Origin of the sequence: Halocatena halophila, assembly GCA_027563145.1 — an archaeon.
GTDB classification, from domain to species: Archaea; Halobacteriota; Halobacteria; order Halobacteriales; family Haloarculaceae; genus Halocatena; species Halocatena halophila.
Genome location: CP071306.1, coordinates 315,830 through 332,870, shown reverse-complemented (window position 1 = coordinate 332,870; position 17,041 = coordinate 315,830). Strand labels below are relative to the sequence as shown.

At 55.3% G+C, this 17,041-nt stretch carries 16 protein-coding genes and 1 pseudogene; 7 read left to right on the top strand and 10 right to left on the bottom strand.

Going from position 1 to position 17,041, the window contains the following annotated elements; genetic code table 11:
* The first annotated feature begins 107 nt into the window (after positions 1-107).
* Positions 108-1,556: an arylsulfotransferase (asst) gene (locus JXQ78_RS01660; protein ID WP_330631741.1), complete on the top strand. Its 1,449-nt coding sequence runs from the start codon at positions 108-110 to the stop codon at positions 1,554-1,556.
* On the opposite strand, the gene JXQ78_RS01655 is transcribed toward JXQ78_RS01660, so the two are convergent.
* Positions 1,553-2,491, bottom strand: coding sequence for a biotin--[acetyl-CoA-carboxylase] ligase (locus tag JXQ78_RS01655; protein WP_330631740.1), 939 nt, complete (start codon positions 2,489-2,491; stop codon positions 1,553-1,555). The genes JXQ78_RS01660 and JXQ78_RS01655 overlap by 4 nt on opposite strands.
* A 109-nt stretch (positions 2,492-2,600) precedes the next feature.
* Between JXQ78_RS01655 and JXQ78_RS01650 the strand changes: the two genes are divergently transcribed.
* The 4 genes from JXQ78_RS01650 to JXQ78_RS01635 all read left to right on the top strand — a co-directional run bounded on the left by JXQ78_RS01650 (position 2,601) and on the right by JXQ78_RS01635 (position 6,231).
* Entirely contained in the window at positions 2,601-3,260 is a 660-nt protein-coding gene (locus JXQ78_RS01650; RefSeq protein ID WP_330631739.1) for a helix-turn-helix domain-containing protein, read from the top strand.
* A 30-nt stretch (positions 3,261-3,290) separates the two neighbouring features.
* Complete coding sequence (locus JXQ78_RS01645) at positions 3,291-4,400, top strand: M24 family metallopeptidase (RefSeq protein ID WP_330631738.1); 1,110 nt, start codon at positions 3,291-3,293, stop codon at positions 4,398-4,400.
* Between the two features lie 84 nt (positions 4,401-4,484).
* Positions 4,485-5,054, top strand: coding sequence for an SCP2 sterol-binding domain-containing protein (locus JXQ78_RS01640; RefSeq protein ID WP_330631737.1), 570 nt, complete (start codon positions 4,485-4,487; stop codon positions 5,052-5,054).
* Positions 5,044-6,231, top strand: a complete 1,188-nt coding sequence (locus JXQ78_RS01635; RefSeq protein ID WP_330631736.1) for an alpha-hydroxy-acid oxidizing protein — start codon at positions 5,044-5,046, stop codon at positions 6,229-6,231. The genes JXQ78_RS01640 and JXQ78_RS01635 overlap by 11 nt, the downstream gene beginning before the upstream one ends.
* Here the strand turns inward: JXQ78_RS01635 and JXQ78_RS01630 are convergent, their stop codons facing one another.
* The 4 genes from JXQ78_RS01630 to JXQ78_RS01615 all read right to left on the bottom strand — a co-directional run bounded on the left by JXQ78_RS01630 (position 6,232) and on the right by JXQ78_RS01615 (position 11,753).
* Positions 6,232-7,149 carry a mechanosensitive ion channel family protein gene (locus JXQ78_RS01630; protein ID WP_330631735.1) on the bottom strand — a complete coding sequence of 306 codons (918 nt, stop codon included), beginning with the start codon at positions 7,147-7,149 and terminating at the stop codon, positions 6,232-6,234.
* A 69-nt stretch (positions 7,150-7,218) separates the two neighbouring features.
* Positions 7,219-8,589 (bottom strand): Coenzyme F420 hydrogenase/dehydrogenase, beta subunit C-terminal domain, encoded by a 1,371-nt coding sequence (locus JXQ78_RS01625; RefSeq protein WP_330631734.1) that lies wholly within the window; start codon positions 8,587-8,589, stop codon positions 7,219-7,221.
* A complete protein-coding gene (locus tag JXQ78_RS01620) occupies positions 8,582-10,267 on the bottom strand; it encodes a nitrite/sulfite reductase (RefSeq protein ID WP_330631733.1) in 1,686 nt (561 codons plus the stop codon). The genes JXQ78_RS01625 and JXQ78_RS01620 overlap by 8 nt, the downstream gene beginning before the upstream one ends.
* A gap of 235 nt (positions 10,268-10,502) precedes the next feature.
* Complete coding sequence (locus JXQ78_RS01615) at positions 10,503-11,753, bottom strand: polysaccharide deacetylase family protein (RefSeq protein WP_330631732.1); 1,251 nt, start codon at positions 11,751-11,753, stop codon at positions 10,503-10,505.
* Positions 11,754-12,002: 249 nt separating this feature from the next.
* On the opposite strand from JXQ78_RS01615, the gene JXQ78_RS01610 reads away from it, so the two are divergent.
* The gene (locus tag JXQ78_RS01610; RefSeq protein WP_330631731.1) at positions 12,003-12,245 is read left to right on the top strand and encodes a hypothetical protein; all 243 of its coding nucleotides are present in this window, start codon (positions 12,003-12,005) and stop codon (positions 12,243-12,245) included.
* A 35-nt stretch (positions 12,246-12,280) separates the two neighbouring features.
* Here the strand turns inward: JXQ78_RS01610 and JXQ78_RS01605 are convergent, their stop codons facing one another.
* From JXQ78_RS01605 to JXQ78_RS19005, 4 genes are all read right to left on the bottom strand, one after another.
* Positions 12,281-12,943: a potassium channel family protein gene (locus tag JXQ78_RS01605; RefSeq protein WP_330631730.1), complete on the bottom strand. Its 663-nt coding sequence runs from the start codon at positions 12,941-12,943 to the stop codon at positions 12,281-12,283.
* A gap of 240 nt (positions 12,944-13,183) precedes the next feature.
* On the bottom strand, positions 13,184-14,785 hold the full coding sequence (locus tag JXQ78_RS01600; RefSeq protein WP_330631729.1) for a TrkH family potassium uptake protein: 1,602 nt from the start codon (positions 14,783-14,785) through the stop codon (positions 13,184-13,186).
* A 161-nt stretch (positions 14,786-14,946) separates the two neighbouring features.
* The gene (locus tag JXQ78_RS01595; protein ID WP_330631728.1) at positions 14,947-15,690 is read right to left on the bottom strand and encodes a winged helix-turn-helix transcriptional regulator; all 744 of its coding nucleotides are present in this window, start codon (positions 15,688-15,690) and stop codon (positions 14,947-14,949) included.
* Positions 15,691-15,938: 248 nt separating this feature from the next.
* The gene (locus JXQ78_RS19005) at positions 15,939-16,025 is read right to left on the bottom strand and encodes a hypothetical protein (RefSeq protein WP_407934052.1); all 87 of its coding nucleotides are present in this window, start codon (positions 16,023-16,025) and stop codon (positions 15,939-15,941) included.
* Positions 16,026-16,045: 20 nt separating this feature from the next.
* Between JXQ78_RS19005 and JXQ78_RS01590 the strand changes: the two are divergent.
* Positions 16,046-16,665, top strand: a pseudogene (locus JXQ78_RS01590) (RNA-guided endonuclease TnpB family protein); the annotation flags it as partial.
* Between the two features lie 105 nt (positions 16,666-16,770).
* On the opposite strand, the gene JXQ78_RS01585 reads toward JXQ78_RS01590, so the two are convergent.
* Complete coding sequence (locus JXQ78_RS01585) at positions 16,771-16,911, bottom strand: hypothetical protein (protein WP_330631727.1); 141 nt, start codon at positions 16,909-16,911, stop codon at positions 16,771-16,773.
* Between the last annotated feature and the right edge of the window lie 130 nt (positions 16,912-17,041).

Here is a 17,041-nt window from a genome sequence, read left to right as displayed (position 1 = left end):
CAGCGTAAGTAGTTAGTTGCGAGATACGCGCTATTACCTATGGTAATTACGACGACAATGAAACTTGGGTATATAAATAGTCGTGACACCGTGAGGAAAACACGGAGATGAATATCGGTCCCAGAAAGCTCATTCGAAGCATACTCATTGGAAGTATCCTTCTATCAGCAGCTGGTCTCGGTGTATCGTATGCGGTTACTGCGACAGCGGAGCCGTCGGACTATCCCGGAATTCAATCATCCACTGTTGGCGAACGGGACGCGATTACGGTGATATCGACGGATTCGAACTCATGGCTTGGGAACGGCTCTGACGGTCCGCGATCGGAGGCGGAGGTGGTAGCCGTTTCGCCGAATGGATCATTGATGTATGCAAACACTACGCATACACGATACTGGGACGTTGATCCGATCGAAAATGACACGGACACCCCGACCGTGGAGTTTCTTTACTCGGACCATCATTCCGAATCGTCGTGTCCTGATTTCGGATCCAGAGAATACTGGCGAACGAACGACTACGCAAACAGCGTGTCGTATGAAGAATGGAAACAGTACGTCGATGCCCATTCGGACGCAGATGCGTGTACAGTAAACGGCGTCGCCCGTGCAGATCTGTCCAACGGGACGACAGAAACCGTATATTCGGCCTACACGCCAGGAAAGCACTCCTCACGCTGGCACGACGGGGATCGGATCAATAACACCCACATCGCCGTTGCTGATATCTTCCTTGATCAGGTGATGATCATCAATACGACGAGCGATCGGATCAGTTGGCAGTGGAACGCCACGAGTGAATACGACCGAACAGGAACTGGAAACTCGCCGTACACCGACTGGACACACGTAAACGATGTCGATGTGCTTGAGGATGGTCGGCTGATGGCGAGTCTTCGAAACCAGGATTCTGTCGTCTTTCTTGATCCAACCAAAAACGGCAGTGAGGCCATGCAACCCAATCAGACGCTCGGATCGCTCGATGACTACGACACCCTGTATGAGCAACATAACCCGGATTACATCCCCGAAGAACGAGGGGGGCCGGCGGTGGTCGTCGCTGATTCCGAAAACAACCGGGTCGTCGAGTATCAACGAACGAATGGAAGCTGGACGCAAAGCTGGTCGTACACGGATGCGAACTTGCTGTGGCCCCGCGACGGCGACCGATTGTCGAATGGAAACACGCTGATCGCAGATTCGAACGGCAACCGCGTGTTTGAAGTCACTCCAGAGGGAGCCGTCGTCTGGTCGGTGGCGGTCGCCTATCCGTACGAAGCAGAGCGGTTCCCGGTCGATGGCTCCGGCGATGGGCAAGCGATCACAACGGAGTCTGCGACCGAAAACGCGGGGGCTTTCGAACAGCCGGTGTTGTGGATAAAAGAGCGGATTTCGGGTCCCGTGTTTCAGGCGATCCAGTACGTGATGCCCGCATGGGTTGGTCTCCTCGAGTTCGGGCTGCTCGTAGTTGTCGTCTTTTCTGCCCTGCTTCTTGGACTGCTCGAGGCGTTCTGGCGGATTCGTCCACGAATTGCGAACGCGATTTCGAACGGCTAGCGCCCGGCACTGATCGGCCTCAGGTGTTCGCAATCGCCAGCGTGAATTCGTTTTGTCCCCGAATCAGTTTCGACGAGCAACGCCCCCGGTGAGACGATCTCTGTGGCCGTGCCGACAACTGAACCCTCTGGTGTTTCCACCCTGACATCTCGACCAAGTGTTGCCGTGTGCTCGCGCCATGCGGGGAGGATCCGCTCAGGTGCAGAGCGGAGATGATCGAAGCGTTCGATAAATCCCTGAACCACAGCCCGCCGATCGACTGTGCCGTCGATTTCGTCGTTGAGGCCAGTTGCCTCATCTATTGGTGGAGTTTCAACATTGATCCCAATTCCAACGACCATCCAATCGATGCGGTCGGTTTCGCCTTGCATCTCGGTGAGGATGCCAGCAATTTTCCGTTCCGATTCGCCAACGAGCACGTCGTTTGGCCACTTGATCGATCCTTCACAGCCGAGCGTGTCGAGCGTTTCAGTAGTGGCCACTGCCGCTGCGAGCGTGAACAGTGGGGCTTCAACCGGGGCCAGCGATGGTCGACAGAGAAGACTGCAGTAGATCCCTCCGGGGGGTGACTCCCACTCCCTGTCGAGTCGGCCCCGACCGGCGGTCTGTTCGGCTGCCACGACGGCCGTTTCTTCGACGCCAGATTCGGCGAGTTCGCGTGCGCGCCGATTTGTACTGTCGATTGCATCGTGATACTCGATCGAAAACGGCGCATCGAGTCCCAGTTCGAGCGCCGCCGCGCCGGTTTCAGGAATCGATGCCAGCACGTATCCCGCATCCGTACTCGGGATATCGAATCCCTCCGTCCGGAGTGCTTCGATCTGTTTCCAGACGCCAGCTCTGGAGATTGAGAGGGTGTCTGCCAGCGTCGGTCCGGATATTGGCTCGTCTCGATCGCAAAGGAGATTCAGTATTTGCGTACGGCTCGTGGTCATACGTGGCTGTAACCGCCCGAACTGTTTGAGTGTTGCAACTGCAGTCCGAAACAGAGTCCGGGTCCTGGTGGTCGATCAATCTTTAGTTGTAGACGGCCGGAGTAGATGTATGAGTCTCATCGCGGAAATTCGGTTCTACAGCCCCGAACTTCCGTTTATGAATGCGCTTGCGACGGTGCCGTCGATGACGCTCCAAGTCGAAGGAACCGTCGAAGAGCATTCAGACCAGCCGCTCGTGATCATCTGGGTGTATGGAAACGAGTTTGAATCGTTCGAAGCTGCGCTCGAAGCCGATGAAACGATCGACTCAGTGCAGACCGTCGATCGCTTCCCCGGTCGGCGCCTGTATCGCACCCGAGTGGCCGAGACTGCGACGATGGTGTTGTATCCGGTCGAGGCCGAATCCGGCATTTCACGGCTCTCGATAACGATAACGGCAAACGGTGTCGATTCCAGAATTCGATTACCCGATCGCGACGCTCTCAAAGTATTTCGACAATACTGTGAGAAGGCTGATGTTTCGTTCTCGTTGCGTGGCATCTATGAGGGTGACGAATCTGCAACCAGCGGTCGTCATGAGCTCTCGAACAAACAACGCGAGGCGTTGGAACTGGCGATCACGGAAGGGTATTTCACCGTCCCACGGAAAACAACGCTCGAAGAGCTCTCCGAGCAGCTCGGAATCTCACGGCAAGCAGCCTCAGAGCGGATTCGCCGGGGGTGTCAGAAACTCGTTTCGAATGCGTTGAACGTCGCTTCCGATCAGTGAGCTCTTTTGTTTGTCGGGAGAATTTCCGGTATGGAGCCGTTCGAGGGACGAATTGAGGCGTGTCAATCCACACTGTCCGCCACTGGGCTTGAGCTTGCTGTGCTCTCTCCAGGGCGGAATCTGCAGTATCTCACGGGCATCGACAAAGCCCCAAGCGAACGGCCGTTCACGCTGCTCGTCCCAGCAACAGGCGAACCAGCATTTGTTGTGCCAGCACTCGAGGCTACCCAGCTCACCAGCGACTGCTGGGTGGATCGGGTTTTCACCTACAACGATACGACCGACCCCTTCGAGGTGATCGACGAAGCGCTCTCGGATCTGGGTGTGTCACTCACAGATGGAACGATCGTCGCAGAGGACACGATGTGGCACGCCCACCTGAGACGGTGGCGCGTGGCGTACCCCTCGGTGTCGATCGAGCTTGCGAGTTCTATCTTCGATCCGCTCCGCCGACAAAAAGACGCAGCCGAGATCGAGGCCTTGCGAACGGTCGCGCATGCAACCGACAGCGTTGTCGATGAGATTCGATCGCTCGGTACGGATGTGATTGGCTGGAGCGAAGCCGAGCTGGCCGGCGCGATTGAGAACCGACTGGCCGATGTTGGTGGATCTGGCGTGTCGTTCGAGACGATCGTCGGTGCCGGCCCGAACGGAGCAAAGCCACACCACACCCACGGTGATCGGGAGATCGCTCCCGGAGAGCCCGTTGTTCTCGATTTTGGAACACGGATGGAGGGCTATCCGAGCGATCAGACCCGGACGGTAGTGTTCGACGGTGAGCCACCGAGCGAGGTGCGTAACATCCACGAGATCGTCCTCAACGCACAACAAGCAGCCATTGCTGCGATCGAACCGGGCGTGTGCGCTGCGACCATCGATCAGGCAGCCCGTGAGGTGATCACGGCAGCAGGTTACGGCGATGCGTTCATCCATCGGACCGGTCACGGGGTTGGCCTCGCGGTCCACGAACCACCGTACATTACGGCTGACAACGATCACGAACTCCAGGTTGGTGAGGTGTTCAGCGTGGAACCTGGAATCTACCTCCCCGATCAGTTCGGTGTCAGGATCGAAGATCTCGTCGTCGTCACCGAAGACGGATACGAGCGCCTAAACCGATCGAATCGGGCGCTCCAGTGAGAGCGGCCGAATTCTGGCATAAACCACCATCAATGGGCGGCTGAACGACTAATTTCTCTCAGTTGTTGGTAGTATGCAGCTTTCATGACGACAGATCCCATTGGGAAGATCGAGGCTGCGCTAGAGCTCTCCGACGACGAACTCGCAGAGAAACTCCCGGACGTACTCGATGAACTCGAAGGCCAAACAGAACAGCTCATGCTCGAACAGCCCGCCTTGTTCGCTCGGGTCACCCAGCGAATGGATGCCATCGACGTGGGGACGCTTGCGAACGAACAGCCAGAGACGGTCGAGCAGTTCCAGGCGCTGCTCTGGACCGGCATGGAGCTGCTCGTCCGGGCAAGCCCTGACGTTCAATCCTCCATCACGGACGATATCAGCGTTAATTTCCAGGCCGATGACGCGCCAATGACCGGACATCTCGAGCTTGATGGGTCCTCGCAGACGATCACTGGTGGAACCGACCTTCTTGCGGAGCCGGATCTGTCGATCACCGGCCCAGCAGACGAGCTGGTCGGGATAATCACCGGTTCGACCGATCCGATTCAGGGATTCATGCAACAGCGCTACCAGCTCGAAGGCCCGATTCAGAAGGGGACCCAGCTTGCAGGAACCATGGGTCAGCTGACGGCACTGCTTCCCGATGACGACTGAGAACGAAAGCGAGCCAGTTGGCGAACACCGCCAGCAGGAGATTTACGCCAACGGCATGGTCACAGGTCAGCCCCCGGAAATTCCCGTTCAGTATCCCGACCTTCGCGATGAAGCACTCGAAACGCTAGAGCCCGCTGTGCGTGGTTATCTTGCCGGCGGCGCTGGGAGCGAATCCACAATGGCCGCAAATCGAGACGCGTTCGAAGGCTACCAGATCGTCCCACGGCTCGGGCGCGACGTGGCCAACCGGTCGCTGTCAGTCACGCCGTTCGACAAACAGTGGCCGTTTCCGGTTGCGCTCGCGCCAGTCGGCGTCCAGTCAATCATTCACGACGACGGTGTGCTCGCGACTGCGCGCGCCACAAATTCGCTCGATATTCCCCTCTGTGTGAGCTCTGTCAGCTCCGTCCCACTCGAACGCGTTGGCAACGTCCTCGAACCGGGATCGTGGTGGTTTCAGCTCTATTATTCCAGCGATCCCGCGATCACCGAGAGCCTGCTTGAACGTGCACAGGCCGCAGGGTGTGGAGGGATTATCATCACGCTCGACGTTCCGATCCTGGGCTGGCGCGAGCGTGATCTCAAGCGGGGCTATCTCCCGTTTCTCGACGGCGAAGGGATTGCCAACTTCACTACCGACCCTGCGTTTCGAGACCGACTGGGCTGTGATCCGGAAACGAACGAGATGGCGGCGATCCAGGAGTTTCTTACCGTCTTTGGCGATCCAACGGTGACGTGGGACGATCTAGAAACGATCCGCTCGCAAACGGAACTGCCGGTGGTGTTCAAAGGGATCTGCCATCCCGACGACGCTCGCAGAGCGATCGACTGCGGTGCGGATGGTGTTGTCGTCTCGAATCACGGTGGGCGACAGCTTGACCGAGCAGTTCCCGCACTGGAAGCGCTTGAGCCGATCGTCGATGCGATTGGAGATCACGCAACCATCTGGTTCGACAGTGGAATCAGATCCGGAAGCGACATTGCGATTGCACTCGCGCTTGGGGCCGATGTCGTCGGTCTGGGACGGCCATACTGCTACGGACTCGCACTTGCCGGCAGTGATGGCGTCGAAGCCGTCTGTCGGAATATTCTGGCCGAGTTCGATCTGACGCTGGCAAACGCTGGCATCACAGACGTGACAGCGCTCGACAGCACCGTGCTCAAAAAGAAGACGTAATCAGTCGTTGACTGTGGGGTCGCGACCGCTGGAGACGGCCGGTGCCTGCGTCTCTTCGATCGAAAGCTCGCCGGTAACTTCCGTGAACGGGTACGGGATCGAGATGCCTTCGGCGTCGAATCCCTCTTTGACGCGCTGGACGAAATCCGACCGAACCCTGACGTACTCCGAGTGCGTTGGGTTATCGATCCAGGCGGTGCCAACTAGCCCCACGTAGGAATCACCAAGCTCGGTGAGGCGCACGGCCGGTTCGGGTGTATTACTCACGCCGGGTGTCTTTTGTGCGCCAGCGAGGATGACCTGCTTTGCCTGCTCGATGTCGTCATCGTAACTGATCCCGAACATGAAGCTGATCCGGAGCTCGTCGTTGGCGACCGGATTGACGACCGGATTGTTCGCCAGCTCCTGGTTCGGAACCGTGATGAGCTCGTTGTCGAACGTCTCGATTTTCGTCGTTCGAAGCTCGACCTCCCGAACGACGCCTTTCATTCCGTCCCATTCGATCCAGTCACCGACGTGGAACGGCTCATCGCGGAGGATGAACACGCCGGAGACGAAGTTACCGATGAGATCCTGCGCGGCAAAGCCGACTGCCAGCGCAATCGCACTCGAAAGCGTCGCGAATGCCGACATCACGACACCGAAGCCGGCGAGTGTCGATGCCGCCGCAACCGCCACGACGACCGATACGGCTTCTGAAACACTCATCGTCAGACTAACGACTGTTGGATTGACCTGTCGGGTTTGGAGTACTCGCTTGAGACCCGGTTTGATCAGCCGCTTGGCGACGAAATACACCAGTACAAAGCCGATCAAAAACTGTCCGGCAGTCGTCACCCCGGCCAAAACCTCATTCTGTAAACTCTCTACCACTCCATCAATTGCAATTTGATTAATTCCGAAAAGTCCCCCTGCCATTGATGGCTATGAACGTCAACTGAGGGTTAAGCATTGCGGTTACCACTGGATGCTGTCTTGATACCAACATCAGTGATCGCTTTCGTGTGGATTGATGGCTGTACCGTACTGCTCGGCGTGGTCGGTGTAGTCGATAAATCTTGGCGCATCGGGATCGAACGGCCGCTCAAGCGACTCGAACGCCTGCTTTTTATCCCATCCCTGCAACCGGCCGATCGCCGATCGGTCCTCCAGGTCGTGAAACTCGAGATCTGGCGCTGTCAGCTCGAAGGCTTCCATTCCCTGTTCCGTTCGAACGATGACGCTCGAATACTCCTCGCTTGAGCCAACTGATCCGACCGTGAGATCGGCACAGTAGCCGGTGAAATCCGCACACTCATCACAGCCCTTGAGCGCGGCGTCGTGAAACTCCTCAATATCCTCTTCGAGGATCATCTCACCGTGTTCGCCATAGACCATCAGCTTGCCGTGTAACACGTCGAGTTTCTCGACGGCCGAGAGATCGATACCGCGCTTTGCTTCGAGTTGGTCGCCGATCAACCGCTGATAGTTGAAATTTTTCGTGCACATCAACGCGATCGTGTACTCGATCGCGCGAACGCCGGCCTCGTGTGACTGATACTCCCAGCCAAAATCCTGGAGCGCTCGAATTCCTTCGATCTCACAGGGGGTCCCGACGAGCGCGAGCGACCACTCGTCGGGAGATTTGCCGTCAATCGCATCGGGATCGAGATCGAGATTCCCGAGCGCCATCGTCTGATTGTAGAAACTGCCAGCATTCTCGATTAGCTCTGCTTTCGAGGTTGCGAGCGTCGATTGTGCTTTCCAGGGGTCGTCGTCCGACTCCGTGGCGATCAGCGCGCCGTCAATTTCGCCGGCCTCCAGGAGATGGACCAGAATGCTGGTCACGACACCGCCGTCCTGTGCATTCGAACGCCAGTCTTCTGTGACCGTTGCAGAAAACTCCGTGATTGGATCGCCAGCGCCGGAAACGTTGTTTTCTCCACCGGTGAGCTTCCACTGACGTTCATAGCGTAGTCCTCCTCGCGGACAGAAATCCCAGCAGAGCGAACACCCAGTACACATCTTCACCAGTTCGGGCAGTCCGTCCTCGCCGATGCCGATCGAATCGGACGGACAGGAAGCGACACAGGTCCCACACTGAATACAGCGACCGTCCTGAATGACGGCCTCGTCGAGTTCCATGAACCAGGTTTTCTCGTCGGGCGTCTCGATGTCGTTCATCTCGCTTCGGATCGAGTAGTCCGGGGTCTCCAGGGTGATGCCGTCTGGGACTCCCGGACGAACGGTCGGATCAGTTGATTCGACGTTCTGGCTCCGACCGGCCGACGGTTCGGTGAACGAGAGATCCCGGAGCGATCCATCGCTCGCTACATTGGTTGGCGTTTCACCATCGGATTCAGTGTGCTCGCTACTCATTGGCCACCCCCGCAGCGACCGGCGCATCCGCCCGCCGAAGGATCGACCGGAGTCGATCGTTATCCGTTCTCCGACACCATTCAAACAGGCGTTCATCCGCCTCCCGCTCTGTGGTGAACACGGCAAACAGCTCCTGGAGCGCCGGAACCACGCTCGTTGCCGGAACGGCCGTCTCAATCCAGTCCAAAAACGCATTGTCTGTGCCGAGACTCCCGCCGAGGCCAATATCAACGCCTTCAGTCAGCTCTGTCCCATCAGCACCACCAATGGCGACCGTTTCACCCCGAAAGCCGATGTCTGCGATCTGGGGCTGTGCACAGGAGGCAGAACAGCCACTGAGATGGAGCCGTACCACATCGAGATCGTCGGGAAGCGGTATCGCATCATCGAGCGTGCGGGCCCAGCGGCTGATTCGGCGCTTCGTCTCGACGATGCCGTAGTTACAGAACTCACTTCCCGTACAGCCGATCGCCCCACGGCTAAACGGACCGGGATTCGGGGAGTATTTTTGCACGAACGGTTCGGACAGCAACTCGTCGAGATGGTCGTCCTGGATATGCGTGAGAAGGAAGTTTTGATCGGTTGCCAGTCGGACGGACGCGTCGTCGGTTCCGTAGCGCTCTGTGGCACGCGCCGCGTCCACGAACTCCGCACCACCCATGCGTCCAGCAATCACGTTACAGCCGACATACGTGAGCCCTGCAGTCTGCTGGTCGTGCACGCCAACGTGGTCTCCAACGTATCCCTCGGTGCAGTCGGTCCCACGGCTGGGGAGTGCCACTGAACACCGGTCGCGAACGGCCGTTTCGAACGCTTCAGGACCGAGCTGTTCGACGAGATATCGCATTCGACAGACGCCCCTGTTGTGCCGATCGCCGAGCTCTTTGAACGTCTGTGCGACGGCCCGACAGAACTCTACTGCGTCACCTGGTGGAACGAACACGTCGAGCGCTGTGGCCATTCGTGGTCCATCGGAGAGCCCGCCACCAACTTTTACGTGAAAGCCGTATGTCAGCTCACCATCAACCTGGCGTCTTGCAGGCGTCAGGCCCACGTCATTGATCTGTGACTGCCCACAGTCGTGGCGACAACCGGTGATCGTCAGTTTGAACTTTCGAGGGAGATTCGCATACTCCCGATTCCCCGTGAAGTACGATGAAACGGCATCGACAACGGGCTGTGCGTCAAAACACTCGTGGTCGTCTAAGCCGGCAGCCGGACAGCCAAGCACGTTGCGTGCGCCATCACCACAGCCCTGAACTGTCGTTAACCCGACCTCGTCGTAGCGCTCCCAGATTTTCGGAATGTCCTCGATTTCGATCCAGTGCATCTGGACGTCCTGGCGAGTCGTGATGTCGAGGTAGCCATCGCCCCACTCGGGATTCTGCGAGTCGCCACCGTGTTCGGGTGGTGCCGTGGCAAACTCCGTTGCGACCTCGCCGATCACGGCTGCCTGCTCCGGGGTGAGATGGCCCCCTGGAACTTTCGTTCTGAGCATGAAATAATCCGTATGGGTCCCGTGGGTGTACAATCCAGCCCACTTCAGCCGCTCGAACTCCCCGGCTCCCCCGGCCGCCTCGATTTCCTCGAACGTTGCGCCCATCCGTGCGTATTCGTGCACGTCGTCGATCACGTCAAGAGGATGTTTGTTCTGTTTCCAGCGTTCGACTGTGTTCATAACTCACTCGTAACGAGTGAGATAAACGAACCGTGTGGGTTGTACTCATTCATTACGGCGAGTACTGACAGAACATCACAAAAGGGGTAATAATTGTAACTGTACCCGACGATCGCAGGGGCCATGGTTGTGAGAATCTTGTGGTAATCACTCGAGTAAGCGCGAAATCAACACATAGACAAATACCATAGAAACGTAGATAGCAGCAAAAATCACGCCAACATGGCGCAGATGATTACAGCGTTGCGCTGGATGCGAACTGCGTGGGTTTGATCACGTCGACTTCTTTCGAATCGATATACTCGATGATCTCACGGAGATCCGAGACAGAAACCGCATCACCACCGATCTCGTGGTATGAGATCACGGCGAGCTGATGTTGTGCTTCAGCCATATCGACGATCTGTTTTGTCCCCTCGATCGAGCCTCCCTGGACTCTGGAGAGAAACGCCGGATTGCTGGGCTGTGCTGCGTTGTTCGGGCTAGCACCGAACAGATAGCCCGTCGTGAACAGCTCTGCGATGTGTTTGAGCGCACTGGCATCGACCCGGCTGTACGGTGCGACGAAGTGATTTGCGCCCGCGTCGTGTCCTTTCGAGCGAAGATACTGCTGGGTCTGTTCGAGAATCCGTTTTTGCTCTTCGGGCGAATGCTCTGGAAGGAGTTCGCTGGCGTGGCCGATCATATTCCACCCGGCGTTTGCCATCTCCGTCATCATCGCTTCAGTCACGCGATCGCTCGCGCCCACAGCGTCCGGAATCACGGCCACGGACGCGGGCATGTCGAACTCTTGTAAGATCCCGAACGCCTCCTCGTACGCACTACGGTGACCATCATCGAACTGAATCATCACGGCGCCGCGCTTTGCCTTCGGGTACGATCGTAGATCATCGAACGACACGGAGAACGATTCCTCTTCGGTCATCGGTCCGATCTGCAGATTGATTGCCGAAACGGTGTTCATCACGGGATCGCCGTTTTGCTCAGTATAGCCCAGATCGAATCGGACCCAGTCGTCGAGTTCGAGGGGAATGTATCGAACAGCAGTGAGCATCGAACTGTGGGCGGGTGCGACGACCTCTGCGCGTATGCGCACGTCGTCTGGCTCTGCAACCTTCGCGACGAGCGAGAGATCCCGATTGCTCAGATCCAGTGGCTCAGAGCCGAACGAGCGAGAGATCTTCGCAATTGGTTGGTTCGAATCTTCTTTGGGTTCGAGAACGATCGATTGAGAGCCTTCAAATGCTTCTTGTTCCGTGGTCGTCCGGAGCTTCCCTTCCTGGACCGACCAGTTCGAGACGTCCTCAAACGTATCGATCGAGGTGCTTTCTGGACGGTTGCCACCGTCGTCAGTCCCTGTCCCCGTCCCTGGAGTGGTTGGCTCCGAATCGGAGTCCTCAAGGATCGAAGAACACCCGGCGAGCGAGGCAATCCCAGCAAGCGTTACCCCACGCAGAAAATTTCGCCGGTTCGAGTTATTAGCCATATCCCCATTTCGGGACGTGTAAATTATACGCTTTTCGGACGATAGAGGACGTATACCGACTGTTTACGGAATAATTGAGATCTTAATATACATAGTAACCTATGCGGATCGAAGCTCAACAGGAGGTGACAATCGATAGCCACTCTATTAGATTTCACGACTCATTGTTCAGATCTGGTTACGAGTTCCCAGTATATATTGAGCCCTTCCGCACAGAATTAAGCACAAGCAAGTTATAATATTTATCCTATGCCTGCTCCAGGTGATGAACCAGATGACGACTTCGAAGCGGTCGTCAGAAAGAAACTTGAAGAGCGCTCAGAGATTCTGTCGTTTGAAATCAACGAGTCGTCGCAAAAGCACGTTCTTGTTGTGGTAGTTGAACGGACTGACGATGCAGAAACTCAAGAGTCACTCTATCGAATCGAATACGAGCCGCGTCCTGAAGGGGGTGAAGATATTCATTGGCGATTTCTCGGCACCGTCGACTGAGCAGCTCAACCACTTCTTCTATGCCCTGATAATTTTCATCCACTGAATTCCTCTACAACCGAAGCCGTAGCTCCTTCTCGCGAGAATACGGTTACCAGATCATCACCCTGGATGACTGTGTCACCGCGTGGTGTTAATATGCCATCATCTCGTTCAATCGCAACGATCAGTAGGGAATCACCGATGAGTCCCCGCTCGTTTGCTTCTTCGATCGTGAGTTCTGCTATTGGTGCACCGGACGAAACTGAAATTTCGAACACTTCTGCGTCACCTTTGAGATGCATAAAGTCCTTAATCGATGGACGTTGTACCGCTCGGACCAGGTACTCTGCAATAAGTTGCTGAGGATTCTGCAGTGCATTCGCCCCAATCTTCCGGAAGAGACTCATATGATCCGGATTTTGAACAGTAGACACTAACGATGGAATCTCAAGCTCCTGAGCAATCATCAACGTCATCATATTCGTAGCGTCAACTTCGGTCGTTGTAATTATCGCATCAGCCCGGTCAGCACCAGCATCAACGAGCGTCTCTTTCACCGTTGCATCTGCCTTCAGTACGAGGCAGTCGTACTGCTGGCTAACTTGCTCAGCAACGTGTTGATCACTCTCAATGACAACAATATCGCTCTCGGCCTCTACGAGGATATCAATCACTTGAATTCCAATATCCCCTGCTCCGACGACGATGACATACATACACGTATCATGCTCGGCCAGCCGCTAATCCTTTCTTTCACGACATTGTGGTATATCGATATCCAATATATGCGACAAACCCAGCTGCATAGGAAAGCGCGAGAACAAAAGAAACGAAAGATCGGTGCAAGAATCCAATCACACAAATAATCAAAGGGCCGGAGAGTAACAGCAGATCAAAGACGTGGTCGTCGGCACCTGCCCCAAACAGAGGACCGAGTACAGGAATCGAATCGAGTCTCATCTGTGATACACTCCTCGATAGACGAAGAGACTTCGAAGAAGCACAAGTACAGGTATAATTTCGAGTCGTCCGATCCACATGTTAAAGATGAATAGTACTTTGGTGACAGATGGCATCCATGGTCCAGTTATTCCTGTTGAGAGTCCCACATTCCCCTGGGCAGAAGCAACTTCAAAAAGAACGTTTTCGACGGTGTATGCATCCGTCCCCGATCCAATTGGAAGCACAACTAACAATACGAACGCAGCAATGGCCAAAAATACGAGCCACAGAACCGTAATAATCGCAGCTTCCTCAAACTCCTGAGAGGCCTCCGTGCCAGACAGCGCCCTGCCATCGAGACGGAAGGTACGAATAGCAGATGACGGGTAGAAGATACCACGTATCCGAAAGAGTGTCCCTTTCAGGAGTGTGAGCAGTCGGATGAGCTTTATTCCACCAACAGTCGATCCGGCAGCAGCTCCGACCACCATCCCAGCTGCAACGGTCAATTGTGCCTGTGGAGCCCATTCAGACCCGAGCGAATTGGCGGTCTGAAATCCGGTACAAGAGGCAGCTGATACGAACTGGAACAGTCCATACCGAAATGACTGGATGAGCGTCGCTAGGGTACCATGGAGTGTAACGCCTGCAATTGACACTGTTGCCGTTTGATAGAGGCCCTGTCGAAACAGCACTGCGGTAAGAACGATCGTTCCTGTACCGAAAAATATGAACACCCATCGAGTTTGTAGATCTCGATAGAAGTTTTTGAGATCTCCTTGAAGGATCAAATAGTGTACCGGGAAAGCGATGCTCCCCAGGAGCATGATTGGGATGAGCGTAAAATCAATGATACTGCTGTTGTACGTCCCGATAGAGCTATCAGTAATTGAGAATCCACCGGTTGCAAGCCCTGTCATGGCGTGGTTGATTGAATCCCAGATTGGCATTCCTGCAAGCCACAGCAGAAGAATAGAGAAGAATGTGAACAACAGAAAGATCCACCAGATCGTCCGAACAGTCGTGACAATACTGGGATGTATTTTCTCTGATCGCGCTTCACTCTCATACAGGGTCAGCGAACCACTCCCCGGACGAGCGAGAATCGCGGTCGTGAGCACAATTACTCCTACCCCACCCACCCATTCAATGAACGAACGCCACCACTGTAGCGTCCGTGGCAATGTGTTCTCGTGAACAGCCATCGTCAACCCAGTTCCTGTAAATCCACTCATACTTTCAAAGACGCCGTTAATTGGGTGACGGAACACACCGAGCGTACCGAACGCCTGGGTTCCGGGAGTTGTATATCGCTGTGGAACGCCGAGAAGACCCGGATCTAACTGCGCTGTCCAGGCGAGCAGAAAAAAGGGTAAGGAGCCGAACAGGGCAACGAGAAACCAACCAGAAGCGGCGATCATCATTCCGTGTAAGCGCCCAGAATCACCCGAATGCTCAAACCGATGGGTGAGAATATATCCCAGACCCAATGGCAATACCCCCGAACAAACCAGGGACGGGATTGCCCACCATTCTTGCCAGACAAATGGAATGAGAAGCGAAGCAAACAGTAGTACGGAAAGGGCCTCAAGCATTCGGCCCAGATCATAAGCCATCGATCCACGATGAATCCTCATGCTATTCCGGTTTGCTGAATAGCAATTTAAATCTCATGAATTGAACCGGAGTAATCAGGAGTATATATTCAGAATTCCTGATATTCCGGTGAATCAAGCTGGTGGATCGTTCGGAGGAAATTCACCACCACTCCAGGTCACTAACGGGCTGTGAACGAGCCAACAGTGGTTTCGTTAAGTCCATTCTGACAGAAGAGTGTGACAAGATCATCGGGCTGAATGGTGGTATCTCCCCTAGGCGTTAGAATTTCATCATCCCGTTCGACAGAAACGACCAGATCTTCTGATTGAAGCAGTCCCATTTTGTTTGCCTCACTGAGTGTCAATCCCGCAATGTCAGTACCGCTATCGACGGTTAGTTCGACGACTTCTGCACCACCAGAGAGTTCCATGAAATCGGCTATTGTGTGTCCGTCTTGCGTGTCGTCCGGCCCAAATTTGTGATACGGGAACCGCTGTTCGCCCTGGAGAAGGTTTTCTTCCTCTATTTCGAGGCCCAGCATCGAAAGGTCGTTTGCAATTCGATTGAGCTCTCTCATGTCATCTCCGACAGCAGTGATATGTATATTCCTCTGCCCCTTCATGAGCTGTCGGATTCCAACCACACCGGGAATTTCTGCGGCTTGTTTCGAGAGGCGATCTCGGTCTGGAACTGGACTTGTGCAGAGGTAGAGATTTGTCAAACGACCGTCTGCACGTGGATAATCGATCATTGCATGATAGCCTCGGAGTATGCCCGCCTCCTCGAGCTGTGAGATTCGATTTCGGATGGTTCCTGGCGAGACGCTTACCTCGTCTGCGATTTTTGCAGCAGAGATGTTGCGTGCATCACGCATTAGATGATAAAGAATCCGTTTATCAACCTCGTCGAGTCGGTCGCTCATACGATGTCTTTCGGGATCAAAGAAGAAAATCGATCGGACTTGATCGGCGGTCGATGCGCGTCGATTCAGTTGCTATCAACGTCGCCAGAATATGCGTCTTCGAGCGCTGAAATGTCGATTTTCTCCATCTGGAGCATCGCTTTCGTGACCTGCTCTTTGCCATCGGTGTTGGCAGTATCGAGAAGGTCGTAGAGGACAGTGGGAACGATCTGCCAAGAGATGCCGTATTTATCCGTGAGCCAACCACACTACCCAGTACTGCCACCCTCTGCTGTGAGTTTATCCCAGTAGAAATCGACTGCTGTCTGGTCTGCACAGTTGACGACGAACGAGATGGACTCATTGAAGTCAAATTGGTGTTCGAGCGCGACACCTCCGCAAAGAGATGTTCACAACCCCCGGCGGCTACAGTCGAGAGACGCCGCCGAGTGGCGCGTGGACGAACGATTCGACCACTACCAAAACGCCCTGACAGATATTGTCGAGAAAGCCTCACGGCAAGCCGTCGAATACGCCCGTTCCTTCGAGAATCCGGTTATCGTTCTCGAAGATCTGTCGTACATCCGTGAGCGGTTGGACTACGGTAAGTTCATGAACCGGCGGCTTCACGCATGGGCATTTGCTCGGCTACAGGGCCGAATCGAAGACAAAGCTACCGAGGCGGGTATTCGAGTCAAGTACGTCAACGCGGCATACACCTCGAAGACCTGCCACGCCTGCGGTCATCTCGGTCGGCGGAATCAGCAAGCGGAGTTTGTGTGCCCTCACAACGGTTGCCACGTCTCGAAGTTCCAAGCAGACATCAACGCAGCGGCGAACATCGCCGGTCGCGCTAACCCATGGGAAGAGAGTGTCCGTTGGGAACCCGGACACGATGACTCGCCACAGGATGGGAACGCCTGTGACAGCGCCACAGTCCACCGAGAGACGAGTCCGAAAACCGGACAGATGACGCTCTTGGCGTTTTCGGACTGAAACCTGCCAAGCCGGATTCCCAATGCTCGGGAAGCCCCGGCGTCGTCGGGCGTAGCCCGACTGCCTGAGGGACGGAGTCCCTCTCTGTTTACGGCGGGGAGGATGTCACTTGTCGTCGTTCTGCGTGTATCGCTCGTGCTCGCCGTTCCGTAGGCGACAGTCCATTGCCTCCGAATCGAACGACGACGTTCGGTGTGGTTGTCGATCTGATTTGTGTTGTGTGGGTTGCATATCGATCAGTTCCATACGACGCTACAGGAGGACCAACATACTTCTTCACTACAGATAATTGAAGGCATTACTGTCATTCAATGTTCGAATGCGAACGATAGCGAGCAATGAAACCACTCCGAGAGTTCTCACAGGAACAATTATT